The organism is Flavobacterium commune, from assembly GCF_001857965.1.
Classification (GTDB): domain Bacteria; phylum Bacteroidota; class Bacteroidia; order Flavobacteriales; family Flavobacteriaceae; genus Flavobacterium; species Flavobacterium commune.
In genome coordinates, this window is sequence record NZ_CP017774.1 from 472,719 (window position 1) to 493,358 (window position 20,640).

General features: G+C 35.0%; 19 protein-coding genes. 15 read left to right on the forward strand and 4 right to left on the reverse strand.

Features of this window, described 5'->3' with window-relative positions; all coding sequences use genetic code 11:
• Positions 1-52: 52 nt before the first annotated feature.
• Entirely contained in the window at positions 53-2,323 is a 2,271-nt protein-coding gene (locus BIW12_RS01950; protein WP_071183572.1) for a multicopper oxidase domain-containing protein, read from the forward strand.
• Positions 2,324-2,489: 166 nt separating this feature from the next.
• Here the strand turns inward: BIW12_RS01950 and yajC are convergent, their stop codons facing one another.
• Together yajC and nusB are read right to left on the reverse strand one after the other, a co-directional pair.
• Positions 2,490-2,762 (reverse strand): preprotein translocase subunit YajC, encoded by a 273-nt coding sequence (yajC, locus tag BIW12_RS01955; protein ID WP_071183573.1) that lies wholly within the window; start codon positions 2,760-2,762, stop codon positions 2,490-2,492.
• Between the two features lie 30 nt (positions 2,763-2,792).
• Positions 2,793-3,704, reverse strand: a complete 912-nt coding sequence (nusB, locus tag BIW12_RS01960) for a transcription antitermination factor NusB (RefSeq protein ID WP_071183574.1) — start codon at positions 3,702-3,704, stop codon at positions 2,793-2,795.
• A gap of 354 nt (positions 3,705-4,058) precedes the next feature.
• Between nusB and BIW12_RS01965 the strand changes: the two genes are divergently transcribed.
• The 3 genes from BIW12_RS01965 (at position 4,059) to BIW12_RS01975 (ending at position 7,217) form a co-directional block, all read left to right on the forward strand.
• Positions 4,059-5,819: an ABC transporter ATP-binding protein gene (locus BIW12_RS01965; protein ID WP_071183575.1), complete on the forward strand. Its 1,761-nt coding sequence runs from the start codon at positions 4,059-4,061 to the stop codon at positions 5,817-5,819.
• A 73-nt stretch (positions 5,820-5,892) separates the two neighbouring features.
• The gene (locus BIW12_RS01970) at positions 5,893-6,276 is read left to right on the forward strand and encodes a PUR family DNA/RNA-binding protein (RefSeq protein WP_071183576.1); all 384 of its coding nucleotides are present in this window, start codon (positions 5,893-5,895) and stop codon (positions 6,274-6,276) included.
• Positions 6,277-6,413: 137 nt separating this feature from the next.
• Complete coding sequence (locus BIW12_RS01975) at positions 6,414-7,217, forward strand: sulfurtransferase (protein WP_071183577.1); 804 nt, start codon at positions 6,414-6,416, stop codon at positions 7,215-7,217.
• Between the two features lie 78 nt (positions 7,218-7,295).
• Here the strand turns inward: BIW12_RS01975 and BIW12_RS01980 are convergent, their stop codons facing one another.
• A complete protein-coding gene (locus tag BIW12_RS01980; protein ID WP_071183578.1) occupies positions 7,296-7,637 on the reverse strand; it encodes a tRNA-binding protein in 342 nt (113 codons plus the stop codon).
• A 110-nt stretch (positions 7,638-7,747) separates the two neighbouring features.
• On the opposite strand from BIW12_RS01980, the gene BIW12_RS01985 reads away from it, so the two are divergent.
• Together BIW12_RS01985 and BIW12_RS01990 are read left to right on the forward strand one after the other, a co-directional pair.
• Positions 7,748-8,305, forward strand: coding sequence for a thioredoxin family protein (locus BIW12_RS01985; RefSeq protein WP_071183579.1), 558 nt, complete (start codon positions 7,748-7,750; stop codon positions 8,303-8,305).
• 340 nt (positions 8,306-8,645) lie between these two features.
• Positions 8,646-9,035 (forward strand): GreA/GreB family elongation factor, encoded by a 390-nt coding sequence (locus BIW12_RS01990; protein ID WP_071183580.1) that lies wholly within the window; start codon positions 8,646-8,648, stop codon positions 9,033-9,035.
• Between the two features lie 131 nt (positions 9,036-9,166).
• Here the strand turns inward: BIW12_RS01990 and BIW12_RS01995 are convergent, their stop codons facing one another.
• Positions 9,167-10,099 carry a peptidylprolyl isomerase gene (locus BIW12_RS01995; RefSeq protein WP_071183581.1) on the reverse strand — a complete coding sequence of 311 codons (933 nt, stop codon included), beginning with the start codon at positions 10,097-10,099 and terminating at the stop codon, positions 9,167-9,169.
• Positions 10,100-10,226: 127 nt separating this feature from the next.
• Between BIW12_RS01995 and trmD the strand changes: the two genes are divergently transcribed.
• From trmD to BIW12_RS02040, 9 genes are all read left to right on the forward strand, one after another.
• A complete protein-coding gene (trmD, locus tag BIW12_RS02000; protein ID WP_071183582.1) occupies positions 10,227-10,904 on the forward strand; it encodes a tRNA (guanosine(37)-N1)-methyltransferase TrmD in 678 nt (225 codons plus the stop codon).
• A gap of 205 nt (positions 10,905-11,109) precedes the next feature.
• On the forward strand, positions 11,110-11,460 hold the full coding sequence (rplS, locus tag BIW12_RS02005) for a 50S ribosomal protein L19 (RefSeq protein ID WP_071183583.1): 351 nt from the start codon (positions 11,110-11,112) through the stop codon (positions 11,458-11,460).
• A gap of 269 nt (positions 11,461-11,729) precedes the next feature.
• The gene (locus BIW12_RS02010; protein WP_071183584.1) at positions 11,730-13,967 is read left to right on the forward strand and encodes an NADP-dependent isocitrate dehydrogenase; all 2,238 of its coding nucleotides are present in this window, start codon (positions 11,730-11,732) and stop codon (positions 13,965-13,967) included.
• Between the two features lie 245 nt (positions 13,968-14,212).
• On the forward strand, positions 14,213-14,803 hold the full coding sequence (locus tag BIW12_RS02015) for a TetR/AcrR family transcriptional regulator (RefSeq protein WP_071183585.1): 591 nt from the start codon (positions 14,213-14,215) through the stop codon (positions 14,801-14,803).
• An 11-nt stretch (positions 14,804-14,814) separates the two neighbouring features.
• Positions 14,815-15,045 (forward strand): hypothetical protein, encoded by a 231-nt coding sequence (locus BIW12_RS02020; RefSeq protein WP_071183586.1) that lies wholly within the window; start codon positions 14,815-14,817, stop codon positions 15,043-15,045.
• A 5-nt stretch (positions 15,046-15,050) separates the two neighbouring features.
• Positions 15,051-16,322 carry an MFS transporter gene (locus BIW12_RS02025; protein ID WP_071183587.1) on the forward strand — a complete coding sequence of 424 codons (1,272 nt, stop codon included), beginning with the start codon at positions 15,051-15,053 and terminating at the stop codon, positions 16,320-16,322.
• Between the two features lie 99 nt (positions 16,323-16,421).
• Entirely contained in the window at positions 16,422-18,803 is a 2,382-nt protein-coding gene (locus tag BIW12_RS02030) for a TonB-dependent receptor (protein WP_071183588.1), read from the forward strand.
• Positions 18,804-18,830: 27 nt separating this feature from the next.
• Positions 18,831-19,652, forward strand: coding sequence for a DUF4249 domain-containing protein (locus tag BIW12_RS02035; RefSeq protein ID WP_071183589.1), 822 nt, complete (start codon positions 18,831-18,833; stop codon positions 19,650-19,652).
• 275 nt (positions 19,653-19,927) lie between these two features.
• A complete protein-coding gene (locus BIW12_RS02040) occupies positions 19,928-20,590 on the forward strand; it encodes a thiamine diphosphokinase (RefSeq protein WP_071183590.1) in 663 nt (220 codons plus the stop codon).
• The last annotated feature ends 50 nt before the right edge of the window (positions 20,591-20,640 follow it).

Sequence of the window (20,640 nt, forward strand, 5' to 3'; positions counted from 1 at the left end):
TGAAACTAAAATATAATCCTAATTGGCATATCAATTCTATTAAAACAAGATTATGGACACCATTTATTCATTACAAAAACAGCTCTTTATTACTGCGTTAGCATTATTTACAGCACAATTGACTTTTTCCCAAAAAGTAGTCCATTATGACTTATTCGTAAAAGATACGATTGTAAACTACGCAGGAAAAGAAAAAAGAGCTATTGCTGTAAACGGGCAAATCCCAATGCCTACGCTGACATTTACCGAAGGAGATACTGCCGAAATTGTTGTTCATAATCAACTCAAAGAAAATACATCCTTGCATTGGCACGGTGTGTTTTTGCCAAATAAAGAAGATGGTGTTCCTTACCTTACCCAAATGCCTATAAAACTAGGAGAAACCTACACGTACCGTTTTCCTATCATTCAAAACGGAACACATTGGTATCATTCGCATTCCGGATTTCAGGAGCAAATTGGTATGTATGGTAATTTTATTATGTTGAAAAAAGCAAATGATACAACTTTCCGAAAAGGCATTGACAATTTACCAGCTGTTCCGATAATTCTAAGCGAATGGACAAATCTAAAACCGGATAATATTCAGCGAATGTTGCGCAATGCCAATGACTGGGCTGCGATTAAAAAAGGTGCGACACAAAGTTATGCCGAAGCCATCAGAGAAGGTCATTTTAAAACCAAACTCACTAACGAATGGAAACGAATGTTGGCCATGGATGTGAGCGATGTCTATTACGAAAAAATATTAATGAACGGTAATCCTGAAACTACTTTAAAAACTATCAACGGAAAATTGCTTAAAGCGGGTGATAAAGTAAGACTGCGTATTGCTAACGGAGGTGCTTCGTCTTATTTCTGGCTTCGTTATGCTGGTGGAAAAATAACGGTAGTTGCTAATGATGGAAATGATGTTAAACCCGTTGAAGTTGACCGATTGCTTATTGCTGTTTCAGAAACTTATGACGTAGTTATTACTATTCCTGAAGATGGAAAATCCTATGAATTTATGGCTACCACCGAAGACCGCACCAACTCGTCGAGTTATTTTATAGGAAACGGAATTAAGGAGTTCGTGGGAGCTTTGCCTCGTCTCAAATACTTTGAAGGGATGAAGATGATGAACGACATGATGAAAATGAACGGAGATCTTGATGATATGGGAATGAATATGAGTCTCAATCAAATGGATATGAATGTAGTGATGTATCCCGAAATTACAGGAGAAACTAAAAAAGAAAAAGACCACAGCCAGCACAATATGAATAGGGACAACGAGCCCAACCGTTACAACGCGAATACTTTAGGCGAAATCAAAACCTTAAACTACGCCATGTTAGAATCACCACATTCTACTGTACTTCCAAAAGATACTCCGGTTAAAGAACTTAAATTTATCCTTACAGGAAATATGAATCGGTATGTGTGGAGTATGGATAATAAAATCCTTTCTGAAACCGATAAAATTCCTGTAAAAAAAGGCGAAATACTCCGGATTACACTCTACAACAATTCGATGATGCGCCATCCTATCCATTTACACGGTTTTGATTTTAGACTTTTAAACGGTAAAGGCGATAATGCACCGCTAAAAAATGTATTAGACATCATGCCAATGGAAACAGACACTATCGAATTTCTGGCTAATGAAGAAGGCGATTGGTTTTTTCATTGTCACATTTTGTATCACATGATGGCGGGAATGAACAGAGTGTTTGAAGTAGGTGATTATAAAAATCCGAGATTAGCTAATAAAAAAGAAGCTTATAAAATGTTGCAAAAAGAAAGTGACATGCCACATTTAATGGCAACAAGCGATTTTGCCAGCAATGGCATCGACGGAGAAGCAATGCTCCAAAAATCACGATGGAGTCTAGGTACCGAATGGCGCTTAGGTTACAACAAAATGCACGGTTACGAAGTAGAAACACATCTGGGAAGATACATTGGAAAAATGCAGTGGCTAATGCCTTTCATCGGTTTTGACTGGCGTTACCGCAAAATGGGAATCGATGAACAAGAAAGCAATTTATTTAAACAAGTCAACAAAAAAGACAATCGAAATGCTATAAGTCTGGGAGTTATGTACACACTTCCAATGCTAGTAAACTTTCAAACTGAAATTTACCATGATGGAATAATCCGTCTTTCCTTAATGCGCGAAGACATTCCGGTTTCCAAAAGATTAAGAGCCGGTTTTATGGTAAACACCGACAAAGAATACATGGTTGATTTACGCTATATAATCACCAAAAACATCGGTATTCGTTCGCATTACGACAGCGACATGGGATTTGGTACAGGATTATCTATAAATTATTAAACCTGAATTAATCATTTTAAAACTTTGTAAAAGCGAACCAATATTTTTGTAAAATCAAACGCTGATTTAGAAAATATTTCAATTGCTTTTAAAAACCTTAGCCCATAAAAAAGTCCCGTTCTCAATTGGAAACGGGACTTTTTACATTTTAAGATTCCTCTTAGTATTATTTTTTAGCTAGTGAAGCACTCATTTCCATAGAAATAGCAGAACGCTCCATTTTTAATTTCCCAGCCATAGTTTCAATAACAACAGTAGTATCAGCAAGTTCAACTACTTTTCCGTGAAGACCACTTTTAGTAATGATTTTATCACCTACTTTTAAGCTAGCTTCAAATTCTTTTTCTTGTTTCATTTTCTTTTGTTGTGGTCTGATCATGAAGAAATAGATAACCACAAACATTAGGATAAACGGCAAAAACTGATTTAATTGACCCATAATTTTTAATTCTTTTTAATTTATTTACTATTACATTAAACCGCGACCGGCTTTTATCATTTTTTTACTGGTTTCTAATTCTTTAACCAAATTATCTAAAATTCCGTTGATAAAAATACTACTTTTAGGAGTAGAATATTCTTTGGCTAATTCCAGATATTCGTTCAAAGTTACTTTCACCGGAATAGATGGAAATTTCAAAAATTCACAAATAGCCATTTTTAAAATAATTGTGTCCACCTCAGCAATTCTATCGCTATCCCAGTTAGGCGTTTTATCCACAAATTCTTTTGCTAATTCGGCTTCATTCAATACTGTTTTACGAAACAAATCTTTAACGAAATCCTTATCTTCATTGTCTTTATACAATTTTGGCACTTTGAAATTATCGTTTTCGATAGGTTTCATGGCTTTCAATTGTTTGATGATTTGTGTATTCACCATCGGAATATCATCAATCCATGTTAATTTATCGTCTTCTAAGAATTCGTATAATTTCTCATTTGGAACAATTACTTCGGTAAATAAATCCACGATTAATTGTCGGTCTTCTTCAAATGAACGAGCCGGATTACTCATGTATTTTTGGTAAAAAGAACTCTCTTTTATTGAAGCTAATAATAAAGCGATGTAATCTTCGTGCAAATGCCAGGCATTGATTTTTCTGGTTTCTAAAGCAATGCTTAAAGAATTGTTTTCGGCAAGAATTTCAAAAATGCTGTTCTTGATAAATTTTTCGTTGGGATTGCGTTCGGCTGCGGTAGCTAAGTGTTTTTGACTCGATAAATGCAAAAACTGCGTTTCTTTTTTACATATTTCTAACAAGGAAGAAATCATTGTAAGGTATAAATCCTGAATATTGTCGATACTGTGAAAAAGAAACTTTTCTTCCTTTTCCAAATTATCAGAGCCGTTTTGATGCATCGCATAAATGGTTTGCATAACTTTAACGCGAATGTGTCGTCTATTTACCACCTTGTAAGAACTTTTAAAAAATTAGTCTGCAAAAATAGGGATTTCCTTTTTCAAAATAAAATTTAAAGCCATAAAAAGCAGGACAAAACACCTATGTTGTTGCCTCGAATTCACTAATTTTATTTTCCAAATTTAAAATCAGCAACATATCTTATAAATTCCTCCATTCAATAAATTAAATTTATGAATTCGTGGCTTTATTTTGAGCTAATGAATTTACCTAATGAAACGTTAAATGAGACTTAACAGCAAGCAGATCGCTAACAATTATTACTTTTAAAGCTTTATCTTTGTTTTTCTAAAATTCAGCCCAGCCCAGAAATGAAAGAATTACTCTATCTCAATAAATATTTCATCAAATACAGATACCGTTTTATTTTAGGAATTGTATTTACAATTGTTGCCCAAATATTTTCACTTTTTACGCCTAAATTAATCAGCCAATCGTTTGCTGCTATTGAAAATTTTGCAAAAGACAAAACCATATCAAATTCGGTTATTCAAGACCAATTAGTAAACAATATTTTACTCATTATTGCTACGACCATTATTGCCGGTTTTTTGACTTTTTTAATGCGTCAAACCCTGATTGTAATGTCACGTCATATTGAATTTGATTTAAAAAACGAGGTCTTTAAACAATACGAAAACCTATCTCAAAATTTCTACAAACAAAATCGTACCGGCGATTTAATGAATCGCATAAGCGAAGACATTTCTAAAGTCAGAATGTATGTTGGACCGGCTGTTATGTACACGATTAATACCATTATTCGTTTTGCTATTGTAATTCTGTTCATGTATCGGGTTTCGCCATTGCTTACTTTATATACACTTTTACCCTTACCGCTTTTATCCTATGCTATTTTTAAATTAAGTACCGAAATCAATATTCGAAGTACTACTTTTCAGCAATATCTATCCAAAGTTTCGAGTTTTACGCAGGAAATATTCTCCGGAGTTCGCGTGATCAAAGCCTATTCATTAGAAAACCAGCATCAGGACAATATGCACGCACTGGCGTTAGAAAGTAAAAGTAAAAGTTTGGATTTAGCCAAAGTTCAATCCTTATTTGGTCCATTAATGTTAGCCTTAATCGGAATCAGCAACTTAGTTGTGGTTTATTTTGGAGGAATTATGTACATCAATGGCAGTATCAAAAGCATTGGTACCATTGCCGAATTTATTTTGTATATCAACATGCTAACCTGGCCTGTGGCTTCATTGGGTTGGGTTTCATCAATGGTTCAGGAAGCCGAAGCTTCTCAAAAAAGACTGAATGAATTCCTGAAAATCGAGCCTGAAATCAAAAACAACAATCCCGAAAAATCCAAAATAGAAGGAACTATCACATTCGAAAATGTGAACTACACTTACGAAGACACAAATATCAAAGCACTTCAAAACATTTCCTTTACAGTACACAAAGGAGAAACACTGGCGATCCTTGGAAAAACAGGTTCCGGAAAATCGACTATTTTATCTCTAATTTCCCGCTTGTACGACGTAACCGATGGAGCAGTAAAAATTGACGAAAAGGAAATCAGTCGCCTGAACTTATTTGATTTGCGAAACAGTATCGGAATTGTACCTCAGGATGCTTTTTTATTCTCGGACAGTATTAAAAACAACATCAAATTCGGAAAAGAAGATGCCGAAATCGATGAAGTAATCACTGCTGCCAAAAATGCTGTGGTTCATGACAACATTATGGGGTTCAACAAGCAATACGACACCATTCTTGGCGAAAGAGGAATTACCCTTTCGGGCGGACAAAAACAGCGTGTTTCTATAGCGAGAGCCATTATTAAAAATCCTCCTATATTGCTTTTTGACGACTGTTTATCGGCAGTGGATACCGAAACCGAAGAAGCAATTTTAAACAATCTAAATGCTATTTGCAAAGACAAAACTACCATAATTGTAAGTCATCGTGTTTCATCTGCCAAAAATGCTGATAAAATAATTATTCTCGAAGATGGAAAAATCATTCAACAAGGCACTCATAACCAGTTAATAAATCAGGAAGGCTATTATGCATCACTCTATTTAAAACAACTTTCTGAAAAAGAATTACTTTAAATCTTGCTTAATAAATATATTTTTATCATTTTTGGTTTCCAATTAACAACCATATTATTGTATAGAACGGATTATGAGAGAAAATGACATGTTAGAAAAAGAAGAAATCTTTTCTAAAGTTTTACGTGCAGGAAGAAGAACCTATTTCTTCGATGTGAGAGCTACAAAAGCGGATGATTATTATATTACCATTACCGAAAGCAAAAAATTTACAGAAGAGGACGGATCGTTCCATTTCAAAAAACATAAAATATATTTATACAAAGAAGATTTTGCTGCTTTTACCGAGATCCTGGAAGAAATGACTTCTTATGTTTTAAACCACAAAGGCGAAGAAGTAATCTCTGAAAGACACCAAAAAGATTTCAAAAAAGAATATGCTACTGAAAGAGTAACTGCTGAAGAGACTGTTCCCGGAGTATCAAGCTTTACCGATATTGATTTTGATGACATTTAATCACATCAAACAAATTTTACATCAAGTCCAAAAATCATTCGGTTTTTGGACTTTTTATTTATATAAAAATTGGAATAAGAAAACTTCACAATTTCGTATCTTAGTAGTCCTTATTTTCCAATTAAAATAACATCAATATGAAAATCCCAATTGTATCCGTAAGTTGGCTCCAAGAAAACATTAACAATCCTGAACTAATCATTCTGGATGCTGTTTTAGATGCTCCGCCTCATGATTTACAAATCGCCGGGGCACGTACTTTTGACATTAAAAATAAATTTAGCGACACTTCAATTCCTTTACCCAATACCCTACCCCAACCCCAGGCTTTTGCCACCGAAGCAAGAAAACTAGGAATCAGCAAACACAGTAAAATTGTGGTTTATGACACCAAAGGAATCTACTCCAGCCCTAGAGCATGGTATTTATTCAAAAGCATGGGACACGAAAATGTCTGGGTTTTAGATGGCGGATTTCCTGCCTGGGAAAAAGAAGGATTTGCAATTGAAAAAGTAGCTTTAAAATCATTTAAAGAAGGTGATTTTGAAGCTCATTTTAAAGCTGATATGTTTAAAAACAAATTTCAGGTTTTACATAATATTACTTCAAAAGAAGCTATTGTAATTGACGCCCGTTCAGCCGACAGATTTAATGCCGAGACCGAAGAACCTCGTGAAGGTTTAAGAAGCGGACATATCCCGAATGCCGTAAATGTTCCTTTTTCAAAAGTTTTAAAAGACGGTCATTTTTTACCTAAAGAAGAACTAAAACAAATTTTACCGCATCAGGATCAAAACTTATATTTTTCCTGTGGTTCAGGTATTACAGCCTGCATTAATCTCATTGCTTACGAATTAATTTCAAATAATCAGCCAAAAGCCATTTATGATGGCTCCTGGACTGAATGGGGACAAGATTATAATTTACCAATAGAAAAATAAATTCAATTTTAACAAACCACAGATTACACGAATTCTCACTAACTAATTTGCGATAATTCGTGTAATTTATGATTAAATTCAACCTATTCGCAAACCGTTTTCAACCTTAAAATCAGGAGCTAAAAGGATAACATCTCCTTCTTCTCCAACTGCTCCTAAAACAAGACATTCGCTCATAAATTTCCCTATTTGCTTTTTAGGAAAATTAACCACCGCAACAATTTGGCGGTTTAAAAGTTCCTCTTTAGTATACCTTTTGGTGATTTGTGCCGAGGTTTTCCTGATTCCAATTTCTTCACCAAAATCAATAGTCAATTGAAAAGCTGGCTTTCTTGCTTCAGGAAAATCATTTACAGCTATAATTGTCCCAACATACATAGCTACTTTTTCAAATTCAGCCCAAGTCAAATTATTCTCCATAAATCAATTATATTTTTTTTTGAAATCATTACCAATTCAAAATTAGTTTTTCCTATTTAAATAGTCAGCTATTTTAGTAACTTTAAACTCTGGAAACAAATCACAAAACAATGGCACGAACTCCGTCAAACATGCTCGATTTAGGGACTATAGCTCCTGAATTTTATCTAAAAGATACCAAATCCAATACTCATACTTATTCCTTTGCTGATTTAAAAGGAGACAAAGGAACATTGGTATTTTTTATTTGCAATCATTGTCCATTTGTGCATCATGTAATTGAAGAAGTCGTTCGAATTGCCAACGATTATAGAGTGCAGGGAATTGGTATCATTGCAATTTCGAGTAACGATGTGGTAAATTACCCTCAGGATGCCCCCGAATTGATGACAGAATATGCTTTCGAGAACAATTTTGAATTCCCTTATTTGTATGACGAAACTCAGGAAGTTGCCAAAGCCTATAATGCCGCCTGTACTCCCGATTTTTATTTGTTTGACAACCAAGACAAATTAGTCTATCGCGGGCAACTGGACGATAGCCGTCCCGGAAACGGAATTCCGTTAAGCGGTAGTGATTTACGAGGTGCCATAGATGGTGTTTTATACAACCGAAGTATTAATCCAAACCAAAAACCGAGTATTGGCTGTAATATCAAATGGAAATAACAGCATAAATACAAATCTTTAACTAACTTTGTCTTCAGGAAAATTATCAATTATGATTACTATTACACTTGCTACAACATCTAGTTTTTTGTTTTCTTCTCCAAGAAAACAAAACGTTGCTGCACTTTTTCCTCACAACAAAGCCTTTATTAATTAGGCCTCCGCTCATATCATTTTTCTTCGAGGCGGAGGATTAATTTCTTTAATTTCATTTTTGTTTGATTGGGATTCTCCATCGAATTAATCATTGTCTTATATTTTTTTATCTCCATTGCTAAAACATTTTAGTAACAGGGATAAGATATTCTATTTTACAAATAATCTTTTAAAATTTATTATTATGAAACCCACTCCTATTTTAACAATTACAGATTACAATATTCTTCGTGAATTAACAAAAAAAGCCAAAGACAGCAACAATATTCGAGAAATTGCATTACTGACACAAGAATTAGATCGCGCGATTATTAGTGACGAAAACACTTTAGACGAAGACATCATCAGAATTAATTCTCATGTTATTATTGAAGATGTAAAGACCAAAAAACAAATGAATATTCAAATTGTTATGCCATCTCAATCTAATATCAACGAAGGAAAAGTATCTATTTTAGCGCCATTATGTGTGGCAGTAATTGGTTTTAAAGAAAATGACGAAGTGGAATGGCAATTACCATCCGGAATTAAAACACTAAAAGTAATTGCAGTAACTAATTCTAAAAACACCTAGTTTATAGCTTTCAAACACCTCATTTTTGAAGGTGTTTTTTTATATCAAAAATTCAATCCCAAAAAAAAACCCCACCTCGTTTTTTCACAACAAGATGAGATTTTAATCTTATAATCAGTCAATCGTAAGAACTATTTTACATCCATTAATTCAACGTCAAAAATCAAAGTAGCGTTTGGTGGGATTACACCTCCGGCACCACGAGATCCGTATCCTAAATGAGCAGGAATCACAAAACGAGCTTTATCCCCTACTTGTAACAAAGCAATACCTTCATCCCATCCTTCGATTACATTTCCTCTTCCTAATGGAAATTCGATTGGTTTTTTACGTGGGTAAGAGCTATCAAAAACCTTTCCATCAGGTAATTGTCCTGTATAGTGAACTGAAACTGTTTTTCCGTTTTCAGCTTTTTTACCTTCACCTCTTTGGATAAATTGGTAACGCAAACCGCTTTCTGTTTTTTCAAATCCGGCAGCTAATTTCTCCATAGCTTCTTCAGCAGCCGCTTTTTCAGCTTCGATACGTTTTTTACGGTTTCCTTCAAAAACTCTGAAAGCCTCAACAGCATTCCATTTTTGAGCTTCTTCACCCACTCTGATAATTTCTAAAGTTTCTAAAACATCTCCTTGAGCAACTGCGTCAACAACATCCTGACCCTCTAAAACATGACCAAAAACAGTGTGCTTTCCATCTAACCAGGAAGTTGGTACGTGGGTAATGTAAAATTGAGAACCATTTGTGCCAGGTCCTGCATTAGCCATAGCTAAAACTCCCGGTTTATCGTGTTTTAAACTTGGATGAAACTCATCGTCAAATTTATACCCAGGATCTCCTGTTCCTGAACCAAGAGGACAACCTCCCTGAATCATAAAATCAGGAATTACTCTATGAAAAGTTAAACCATCATAATATTTTACACCTTGTGGTTTTACTTTGTTTTCCAGGTTTCCTTCAGCCAAAGCTACAAAGTTACCAACTGTTCCGGGTGTCAGGTCGTGAGTTAATTTTACTAAAACCGAACCTTTTGAGGTATTGAATTTAGCGTATATTCCGTTTTCCATTGTTGTTATTTTTTTATTGTGCGCAAAATTACAAATTAAATAGGGAATTTGGAAATTTGGAATTTGGGTTTCAACTTACTATTGAAATCTTTGTACCTTTGCGACTTCAAAACTTAGACAAAAACTCATGCGAATTGACATTATTACTGTTTTACCTGAATTGCTACGCAGTCCGTTTGAAGCTTCAATTATGAAGCGTGCTATTGACAAAGGCCTCGTAGAAGTTCATATCCATAATTTAAGAGATTACACCATCAACAAGCAAAAAAGCGTGGATGATTATCCTTATGGCGGTGGAGCAGGAATGGTCATGACAGTACAACCTATTGACGATTGTATTACGCATTTAAAAAGCGAAAGAAGTTATGACGAAATTATTTATATGTCGCCTGATGGAGAAACTTTGAACCAAAAAATGGCCAATACCATGTCGATGTATGAAAACATTATTATTCTTTGCGGACATTATAAAGGAGTAGATCAAAGAGTTCGTGATCATTTTATTACCAAAGAAATTTCTATTGGCGATTATGTTTTAAGCGGAGGCGAATTAGGAGCCTTAGTTTTATCTGATGCCTTAATCCGATTAATCCCTGGTGTTTTGAGTGATGAAACCTCAGCTTTGACCGATAGTTTTCAGGATGGTTTATTGTCAGGACCAATATATACCCGCCCAGCCGATTACAAAGGATGGAAAGTCCCCGAAGTATTAACCAGCGGAAATTTTGCTAAAATTGACAAATGGAGAGAGGACATGGCATATAAACACACTAAAAACAGACGCCCGGATTTATTGGAGGAGTAGTTTGCAGTATTCAGTTTTTAGTGATCAGTCTTATCAAATCGTTTTTTGAACAACCTAACTAACTAAACACTAAAACTGACCACTGAATACTTAAAATAAAATTTGTAATTTAAAACAAAAGTTGTAATTTCGCGCCCACATTTAATTAACCTCTGGCGATACCCGTGAATGTTGATTAGATTTCAAACCATAATTAGCATTTAAAATGGCAAATTTAGTAGATTTCGTTAATAGCGAATTTGTTACAAGAAAAGATTTCCCTGAATTCGGAGCTGGAGATACTATCACAGTTTACTACGAAATTAAAGAGGGTGAAAAAACTAGAACTCAGTTCTTTAAAGGAGTTGTAATCCAAAGAAGAGGTACTGGAAGTACTGAAACTTTTACAATTCGTAAAATGTCTGGATCAGTAGGTGTTGAGCGTATCTTCCCTATCAACTTGCCAGCTTTACAAAAAATTGAAATCAATAAGAAAGGTGCTGTACGTAGAGCTAGAATTTTCTACTTCAGAGAACTTACTGGTAAGAAAGCAAAAATCAAAGACAAAAGAAGATAATAAATTATCTCTTTATCATAAAAGTCCCGACAATGTCGGGACTTTTTTTTTGACTTTATTCAAAAAGAATAACATTCTCAAATAAACAGCCATTCTTTAAAAAAATAACATTTTAAAGCCTTGTCGTTAGTTATCCCATAATTCCGCTATTTCTATAACAAACGGGACTGTATTTTAGTCTGATTTACATATCTTTGCACCGCTTTATTCAAAGCAAACAATACATTTCACATTCTTCGCCGAAGAGTTACGATTATAAAATAAAAAAAATGACACAAAAATCAAAGATTGTTTACACATTAACTGACGAAGCACCTTTGTTAGCTACTTATTCGTTTTTACCTATTGTTGAAGCTTTTACTGCTACAGCCGGAATCGAAATTGAAACAGAAGATATTTCTGTTGCTGCCCGTATCCTTGCTAATTTCCCTGAGTTTTTGACTGAGGAGCAAAGAGTAAAAGATTCTTTGGCTGAATTAGGAAAACTAGCTACTGCTCCAGAAGCAAACATCATCAAATTACCAAACGTTTCTGCATCTGTTCCTCAATTAAAAGGGGCTATTGCTGAATTGCAAGCTCACGGATACAAAGTTCCTGATTACCCGGAAGCTCCACAAAACGACGCCGAAGCAGCAATCAAAGCTAAATATGCTAAAATATTAGGTTCTGCTGTAAACCCTGTTTTACGTGAAGGAAACTCTGACCGTAGAGCTCCAAAAGCGGTAAAAAATTACGCTAAAGCAAATCCTCATTCAATGGGTGCTTGGTCTGCTGATTCTAAAACAGCAGTTGCTTCTATGGAAAGCGGAGATTTTTACGGAAGTGAGCAATCACTTACTGTGGCTGAAGCTACTGATGTAAAAATCGAATTTGTTGCACAAGACGGTACAACTACTGTTCTTAAAGCAAGCACTCCATTGAAAGCCGGTGAAATTATCGATAGTTCAGTAATGCACTTGAATGCTTTGAAATCTTTTGTTGCTAAAACAATTGCTGAAGCTAAAGCACAAGGAGTTTTACTTTCTGTTCACTTAAAAGCTACAATGATGAAGGTTTCTGACCCAATCATCTTTGGAGCTATCGTTGAAGTATATTTCGCAGCTGTTTTCGAAAAATACGCTGCTTTATTTGCTGAATTAGGAGTAAACACCAAAAATGGTTTAGGTGATGTATATGCAAAAATTGCAGGTAACGCACAAGAAGCTGAAGTAAAAGCTGCTATCGATCAGGCAATTGAAAACGGTCCAGCTTTAGCAATGGTTAATTCTGATAAAGGAATTACAAACCTTCACGTACCGTCTGACGTAATTGTTGATGCTTCTATGCCGGCAATGATTCGTACTTCTGGTCAAATGTGGAACAAAGAAGGAAAAGCTCAAGATACTATCGCTATTATCCCAGACCGTTCTTACGCTGGTGTATATACTGCTACAATTGATTTCTGTAAAAAACACGGTGCTTTTGACCCAACAACTATGGGATCTGTTCCAAACGTAGGTTTGATGGCTCAAAAAGCAGAAGAATACGGTTCTCATGACAAAACTTTCCAAATGTCAGCTAACGGAGTTGTTCGTGTGGTTGATGTAAACGGAAACGTTTTAATGGAACAAGCTGTCGAAGCAAATGATATTTTCAGAATGTGTCAGGCTAAAGACGCTCCTATTCAGGACTGGGTAAAACTGGCTGTAAACAGAGCACGTTTATCTGCAACTCCTGCTGTTTTCTGGTTAGATGAAAACAGAGCGCACGACAGACAATTAATCGAAAAAGTAAACTTATATTTGAAAGATTACGACACAACCGGATTAGATATCCGTATCTTAAACCCAATTGCTGCAACTGAATTCACATTAGAAAGAATCATCAAGGGATTGGATACTATCTCAGTAACAGGAAACGTATTACGTGATTACCTTACTGATTTATTCCCTATTTTAGAAGTTGGAACTTCTGCAAAAATGTTATCTATCGTTCCATTAATGAATGGTGGTGGATTATTTGAAACAGGCGCAGGTGGATCAGCTCCTAAACACGTTGAGCAATTTGTAACTGAAGGATACTTACGTTGGGATTCATTAGGAGAATTTTTAGCTTTAGGCGCTTCATTAGAGCATTTAGGACAAACTCTAAACAATGAAAAAGCTATTGTTTTATCTGAAACTTTAGACCAGGCAAATGATGCTTTCCTGAAAAATGATAAATCTCCGGCTAGAAAAGTAGGTCAAATTGACAACCGTGGTTCTCACTTTTACTTAGCTTTATACTGGGCTCAGGCATTGGCAGCTCAAACCAAAGATGCTGACTTACAAGCTATCTTTGCTCCAATTGCAAAAGAACTTACTGAAAACGAAGCTAAAATTGATGCAGAATTAATCGGTGCTCAAGGAAAAGCTCAGGAAATTGGAGGTTACTACCAACCAAATCCTGCTTTAGTAAGCAAAGCAATGCGTCCAAGCACAACTTTAAATGCTATTTTAGATAAAATTTCAGCATTAAAAACTGCTTAATCGTTTTTATACCAATATTCAAAAGACAACCCTTTCGGGTTGTCTTTTTTTTTAACTATTTTTTTTTAAAGTAGAACATTTTACTTTTCATTTTAAACCATTAAGAGATTAAGAAAAATTAAGCTTAATAAAATTTAATACCTTAATGGTTTTCAAATAATTATGTATTTCAAAAATAAATTTTACTTATAAATAAACGAACATTCACTTATAATTAATACTTTTGTCGTATAATTCAAAAAAGAATGAGAACAAGAGACAGCAATAAAGAAGAAATCGTTAAACAAAAAGCCATTGCACTACTTGTTGAAAAAGGAATCGAAGGTTTCAGCATGAACCGTCTGGCCAAAGAAAGCAGTATATCTGTAGCTACTTTGTACATCTATTATTCAGACAAAGACGATTTAATCAAAAAAATTGGAATCGAAATCGGGAAAAACTTCTTTGACGAAATGGCTAAAGATTTCTCTCCTTCAATGTCATTCAAAGAAGGGTTGTACAAACAATGGGAAAACAGAATCCGTTTTGCACAAAGCAAACCACTTGAAGTCAGTTGTTGGGAACTGCTCACACACTCCAGTTATGGAGAATATATTTTAGAAGAAAGCTTATTGGATTTCAAAATTATCATGGGTTCCTTTTTCAGAAATTCAGTGGAGAAAAAAGAATTAATTCCTATTTCAAAAGAAATATTCTGGAGTGTGGCTTATGGTCCATTATACTCCTTATTACGATTTGAAAGAGATGGTAAAAACTTTGGAGGAGGCCCTTTTAAACTCAACAAAAAAACAATCGACGAAACATTTGAATTAGTCCTAAAAGCATTAACACCGTAAAATTTCACCTTATGGAAACTGATTTTAATAATATTTTGATTTTTGGTACCAATATCAAAACTGAAAACGACAAAATGATTATAAGCAAGGTTTTAAATTCCAACCCCGAAATTGAACAATGGAATATTGATTTAGAAGACATCGATTCGGTATTGCGAATAGAAAGCAGAACCCTAAATGCTTCACAAATAATAAAAATGATAACAGAACAGGATTTTAAATGTTCTGAATTAACAGAATAATAAAAATGGAAAACTCCTCTCAACAAACACCTTCTTTTACTTCCTATCAAAAGTTTGCCATTTTCATTCTGGCGATTACTCAATTTACAGTAATTTTAGACTTTATGGTCATGTCGCCATTAGGTGATATTTTAATGAAAACCATGCAACTAAAACCAACTCATTTTGGTTTGGTGGTTTCGGCTTATGCCTTTAGTGCCGGAATTTCAGGATTACTCACGGCAGGTTTTGCCGATAAATTCGACAGAAAAAAATTACTGCTCTTCTTTTACACCGGGTTTATTTTAGGAACTATTCTATGCGGAGTAGTTACCTCCTATCCTTTACTGGTAGCGGCCAGAATTATCACGGGATTATTTGGTGGGGTTATAGGCTCTATTTCCATGGCAATTGTAACCGATTTATTTTCGATGCAACAACGCGGTCGTGTGATGGGTTTTATCCAAATGGCTTTTGGCGCAAGCCAGATTTTCGGAATTCCATTAGGACTTTACATCGCTACCGAATGGGACTGGCATGCACCATTTTTGGCAGTAGCTGCATTGGCAGTACTTATTGCTGTTTTAATCGCATTAAAACTAAAACCACTTACCGAACATCTTGCGATACAAAAAGAAAATTCGGCGTTCAAACATTTAATTCACACCATCAGTAAACGTGAATACCGCATAGGATTTTCTGCAACTGCAGTGCTTTCTGTTGGAGGATTTATGCTAATGCCTTTTGGTAGTGCTTTTGCAATTAATAATTTGAAAATTACCGAAGAACAACTTCCGCTTCTTTTTATGATTGCAGGAATGTCCACTTTAATCATTATGCCGATTATAGGTAAAATGAGCGACAAAATAGATAAATTCAAAATATTTGCAGCTGCTTCGATTTGGACAATCCTGACTGTTGCTGTTTATACCAATTTATCTGAAACTCCGTTTTGGTTGGTTGCCGTTATCAATGTTTTGATGATGATGGGAGTTATGAGCCGAATGGTTCCTTCAACCGCCTTAGTAACTTCGGTTCCTGCCAAAGAAGACCGCGGTGCTTTTATGAGTATTAATTCGTCATTACAACAAATTTCAGGTGGAATAGCTGCTGCTTTTGCCGGAACAATTGTGGTACAAAAAGATAATTTTAGTCCATTAGAACATTACAACAGCTTAGGTTTTATCATAATTGGAATATCTGCTTTATCCATTGTATTATTGAATCGTGTGAACCAACATTTGAAGAAAAACCCGGAACAAAAATCCGATTCTGCTTTAGCTGTTCCGGAAATTTGATTAAGGTAAAAAACCGACAAAATATTAAACATAAATTAACAGCTGTTCAGTTGGCTTTTCTATACTAATAATTGACCTTTGCAATTCAAACATCTTAAAATGATTACAAAAAAAATAAACTTTCTTTTTGTGCTTCTGTTAATTAGCATGACTGCTTTTGCACAGCAAAAATTTACGCTAAGTGGAATTATCACCGATGCCAAAAACAACGAAACCCTAATAGGTGTCAACCTTTATTTCCCTGATTTAAAAATTGGAACTACTACTAACGAATATGGTTTTTATTCGATAAGTGTTCCTCTGGGAAATCAGAATTTAAGCATCAGTTATTTGGGTTACCAAAGCATAGAAAAATCCATTTCACTGACAAAAAACACTAAGATGAATTGGGCGCTGACTGAAAGTGGAGAAATACTGAACGAAGTTATTATTAATACTAATCAGGGACAGGCCAATACCCGAACGCCTGAAATGAGTGTCAACAAATTATCGATGGCTACCATCAAAAAAATGCCGGTTGTTTTGGGAGAAGTCGATGTAATAAAATCCATTTTATTATTGCCAGGAGTCACTAATGCTGGCGAAGGCGCATCAGGATTTAATGTTCGTGGTGGTGGTGCCGACCAGAATTTGATTCTTTTGGACGAAGCTACCATCTATAATTCTTCGCATGTTTTTGGATTTTTCTCTGTTTTCAATCCGGATGCAATTAAGGATTTAAAATTGTACAAAGGCGGAATTCCGGCTCGTTTTGGAGGAAGAGCTTCCTCGGTTTTAGATATTTATCAAAAAGACGGAAACAGCAATGAATTTCACATGAATGGTGGAATCGGGTTGATTTCCAGCCGACTTCTTGCCGAAGGTCCTATTGTTAAAGACAGAGGCTCTTTCTTAATTGGCGGTAGAGCTTCTTATGCGCATTTATTTTTGAAATTATCCGAAGAACAAAAAAACAACTCCGCTTATTTTTATGATTTGAACACTAAATTAAATTATAAAATTAACGATAACAATAACCTTTATTTATCGGGTTATTTTGGTCGTGACGTTTTTGCCATCAACAAAAGTTTCAGCAATATCTACGGAAACTCTACTTTAAACCTGCGTTGGAATCATTTATTTTCTGATAAGCTGTTTTCAAATCTCTCTTTAATCTATAGCGATTATTATTACGGATTAGATCTTGATTTTATTGGTTTTAAATGGGATTCGGGCATTAAAAACTACAATATCAAATATGATTTTAAGCATTATATTTCGGATAATTTCAAATTGAATTATGGTGCCAATGCTATTTATTACAATTTCAATCCCGGTTCGATTAAACCTTCTAATGACACTTCGACAATAATTCCGGAACAATTAGATCCAAAATATGCTTTTGAACCCTCACTCTACATAGAAGCCGAAAACAAAATCACTAAAAAACTGAGTCTGGCTTATGGCTTGCGTTACAGTATGTTTTACCGCTTAGGAAATTCTACAATTAATTTATACGAAAACAACAATCCGGTAATTTTTAATTCGGATTTCCAGATTTACGAAAAAGCAACTCCTATCGACACAAAATTTTACGGTAAAAACAAAACCATAAAAAGTTTTGACAACTTCGAACCCCGTTTTGCTGTTTCATACCAATTCAATGATGACCAGGCACTAAAAGCGAGTTATAACCGAATGGTACAATACCTGCAATTAATTTCGAATACCGCTTCTCCTACTCCATTGGATATTTGGATGCCGAGTGATAATTACATCAAACCACAAATTGCCGATCAAGTTGCTATTGGTTACTTTAAAAACATTCGCAATGGCGATTATTCGCTTGAAATAGAAAGTTATTACAAAAAAATCCAAAATCGTATTGATTATATTGATGGTGCCGATTTAATTGCTAATAATGCTATCGAACAAGTTATCTTAAACGGAAGAATGCGTTCTTATGGTTTGGAATTGATGCTGAAGAAAAACACTGGCCAATTAAACGGCTGGATTTCGTACACCTTGTCTAAATCAGAGCAGCAAACTCCGGGCAGAACTACTGACGAAATAGGAATTAATTACGGAAAGTGGTACAATTCGGCTTACGACAAAACACATAATTTAGCGATAACTTCGGCTTATCATTTGAATGACAAATGGGATTTTGGAGCTAATTTTGCATTACAATCCGGACAACCGGTCACTTTTCCTGATAGTGGGTATCAATATGGAGATGTATTTGTGCCAAGCTATGGTTTAAGAAACAGAAATCGCCTGCCTGCTTACCATCACTTAGACATTTCTGCCACCTTAACTCCTGCTAAAAACAAAGACCGAAACTGGAAAGGTGAATGGGTTTTCAGCATTTACAATTTATACAATCGCCAGAATGCTGCTTCTATTACTTTTAGACAAAATGTAGATACAGCAGTAAATGAAGCCGTAAAGACATCCATTTTTGGAATTGTTCCTGCGGTGAGTTATAATTTTAAATTCTAAAAATTTACTTTCGAAAAAGATACTATTATGAAGAAAATATTGTTCCCCTTTTTACTACTCTTAATCAGCCTTTTTAGCAGCTGCGAAGAAGTAGTTGATGTCAAATTAGACACAGCCCCACCCCGATTAGTTGTCGAAGCTTCTATTGTATGGATTAAAGGAAGTACAGGCAATGCTCAAAAAATAAAATTAACCACTACCACCGGTTATTATGACACTGAAATTCCTATTGTAACCGGAGCCAATGTTTCTATAACCAACAGTGATAACGTCATTTTTAATTTTGTAGAAATTCCGGAAACAGGCGAATATGCTTGTACCGATTTTGAACCTGAAATAGGCAAAAATTACACTTTGACCATTATTCACAATGGTGAAACCTACACCGCAAGCGAAACTTTTCAATCCCTGGCTCCCATTACCCGAATAGAACAAAACAACGAAGGCGGTTTTACAGGAAAAGAAATCGAAATCAAAGCCTACTTTAATGATCCTGCCGAGAAAGACAACTACTACCTCTATAAATATCAATATTCTAATGAAACAACAGTAAGTTATAATGTTGATGATGACCGTTTTTTTCAGGGAAACGAATTTTTTAGTCGCTCACAAAGTGATGATTTAAAAAAAGGGGATGTCATTGATTTGACCCATTTTGGAGCATCTAAACAATATTACAATTACATGAATATTCTAATTGGAATTGTAGGTTCTAATTCGGGTAGTCCTTTCCAGACTCCTCCTGCCACAGTGAGAGGAAATATCAAGAATAGTACAAATCCTCAAAATTATGCTTTGGGTTATTTTGCCCTTGGCGAAACCGACATGCGCCGTTATGTTGTGCAATAGTTTTTAAATCAGCATTTTAATATATTTCAACAATAAATCGAGAATATTTCCAACAAAGAGTTAATCTATTTAAATCTGCTAAACCTGCGTACATTTTTATTCACGCAGATTCAGCAGATTTTAAAACACTAGTACTTAATCAACTATTTAAAAAAGTACAATAGTATTAAAAACCAATACCTATTAATCTGTGTAAATCAGTGTAATCTGCGGTAAAAAAAATAGCTATCTTTGCTAACTCAATGCCAAAATCATTAATCTAAATCTACATTCCTTTGTCATCACACCACATTGTTCGCGACGATCAAGAACCTGCTTTAATCATTGCCAATGGTGCTGCCTGTAATCCTGAATTATTAGGACAATTACTTGAATGGTCACCACTGGTAATTGTATTAGATTCGGCCATTGAACGCGTGATGGAACTCGACATCAAAGTTGATGTTTTGTTAGGAGATTTCGACAGAGGTTTTGATCCTTATTATTACAAAGAAAAACAATATCCGCTGGAAATTGTGCATACCCACGATCAGGAAAAAACCGATTTGGAAAAGGCTTTCGATTATTTATACGAAAGAAAAATTCCTGCGGCAAATGTGGTTTGGGCAACCGGAAAAAGAGCCGATCATACCATTACAAATCTAACCAGTATTGTCCAATACCGAGACAAACTGAAAATCGTAATCTTAGACGACCATTCTAAAATTTTTCTATTACCAAGAAGATTCGAAAAATGGTACACAGCCAATACCCCTATTTCGCTCATTCCAGTAGGTCAGGTAACAGGAATCCGTTCCGAAAATCTTTTCTATCCTCTGAAAAATGACAGCCTTACTATTGGCTATCGCAGCGGCAGCAGCAATCATGTCAGTCAGGATGGATTAGTCGTTATCGAACACCAGGAAGGCGATTTATTGCTGATGGAATGCATGGATTAATTCATAAAATAATTGCTACTGTAAATGTTATAAACATTCTTTTTTTTCAA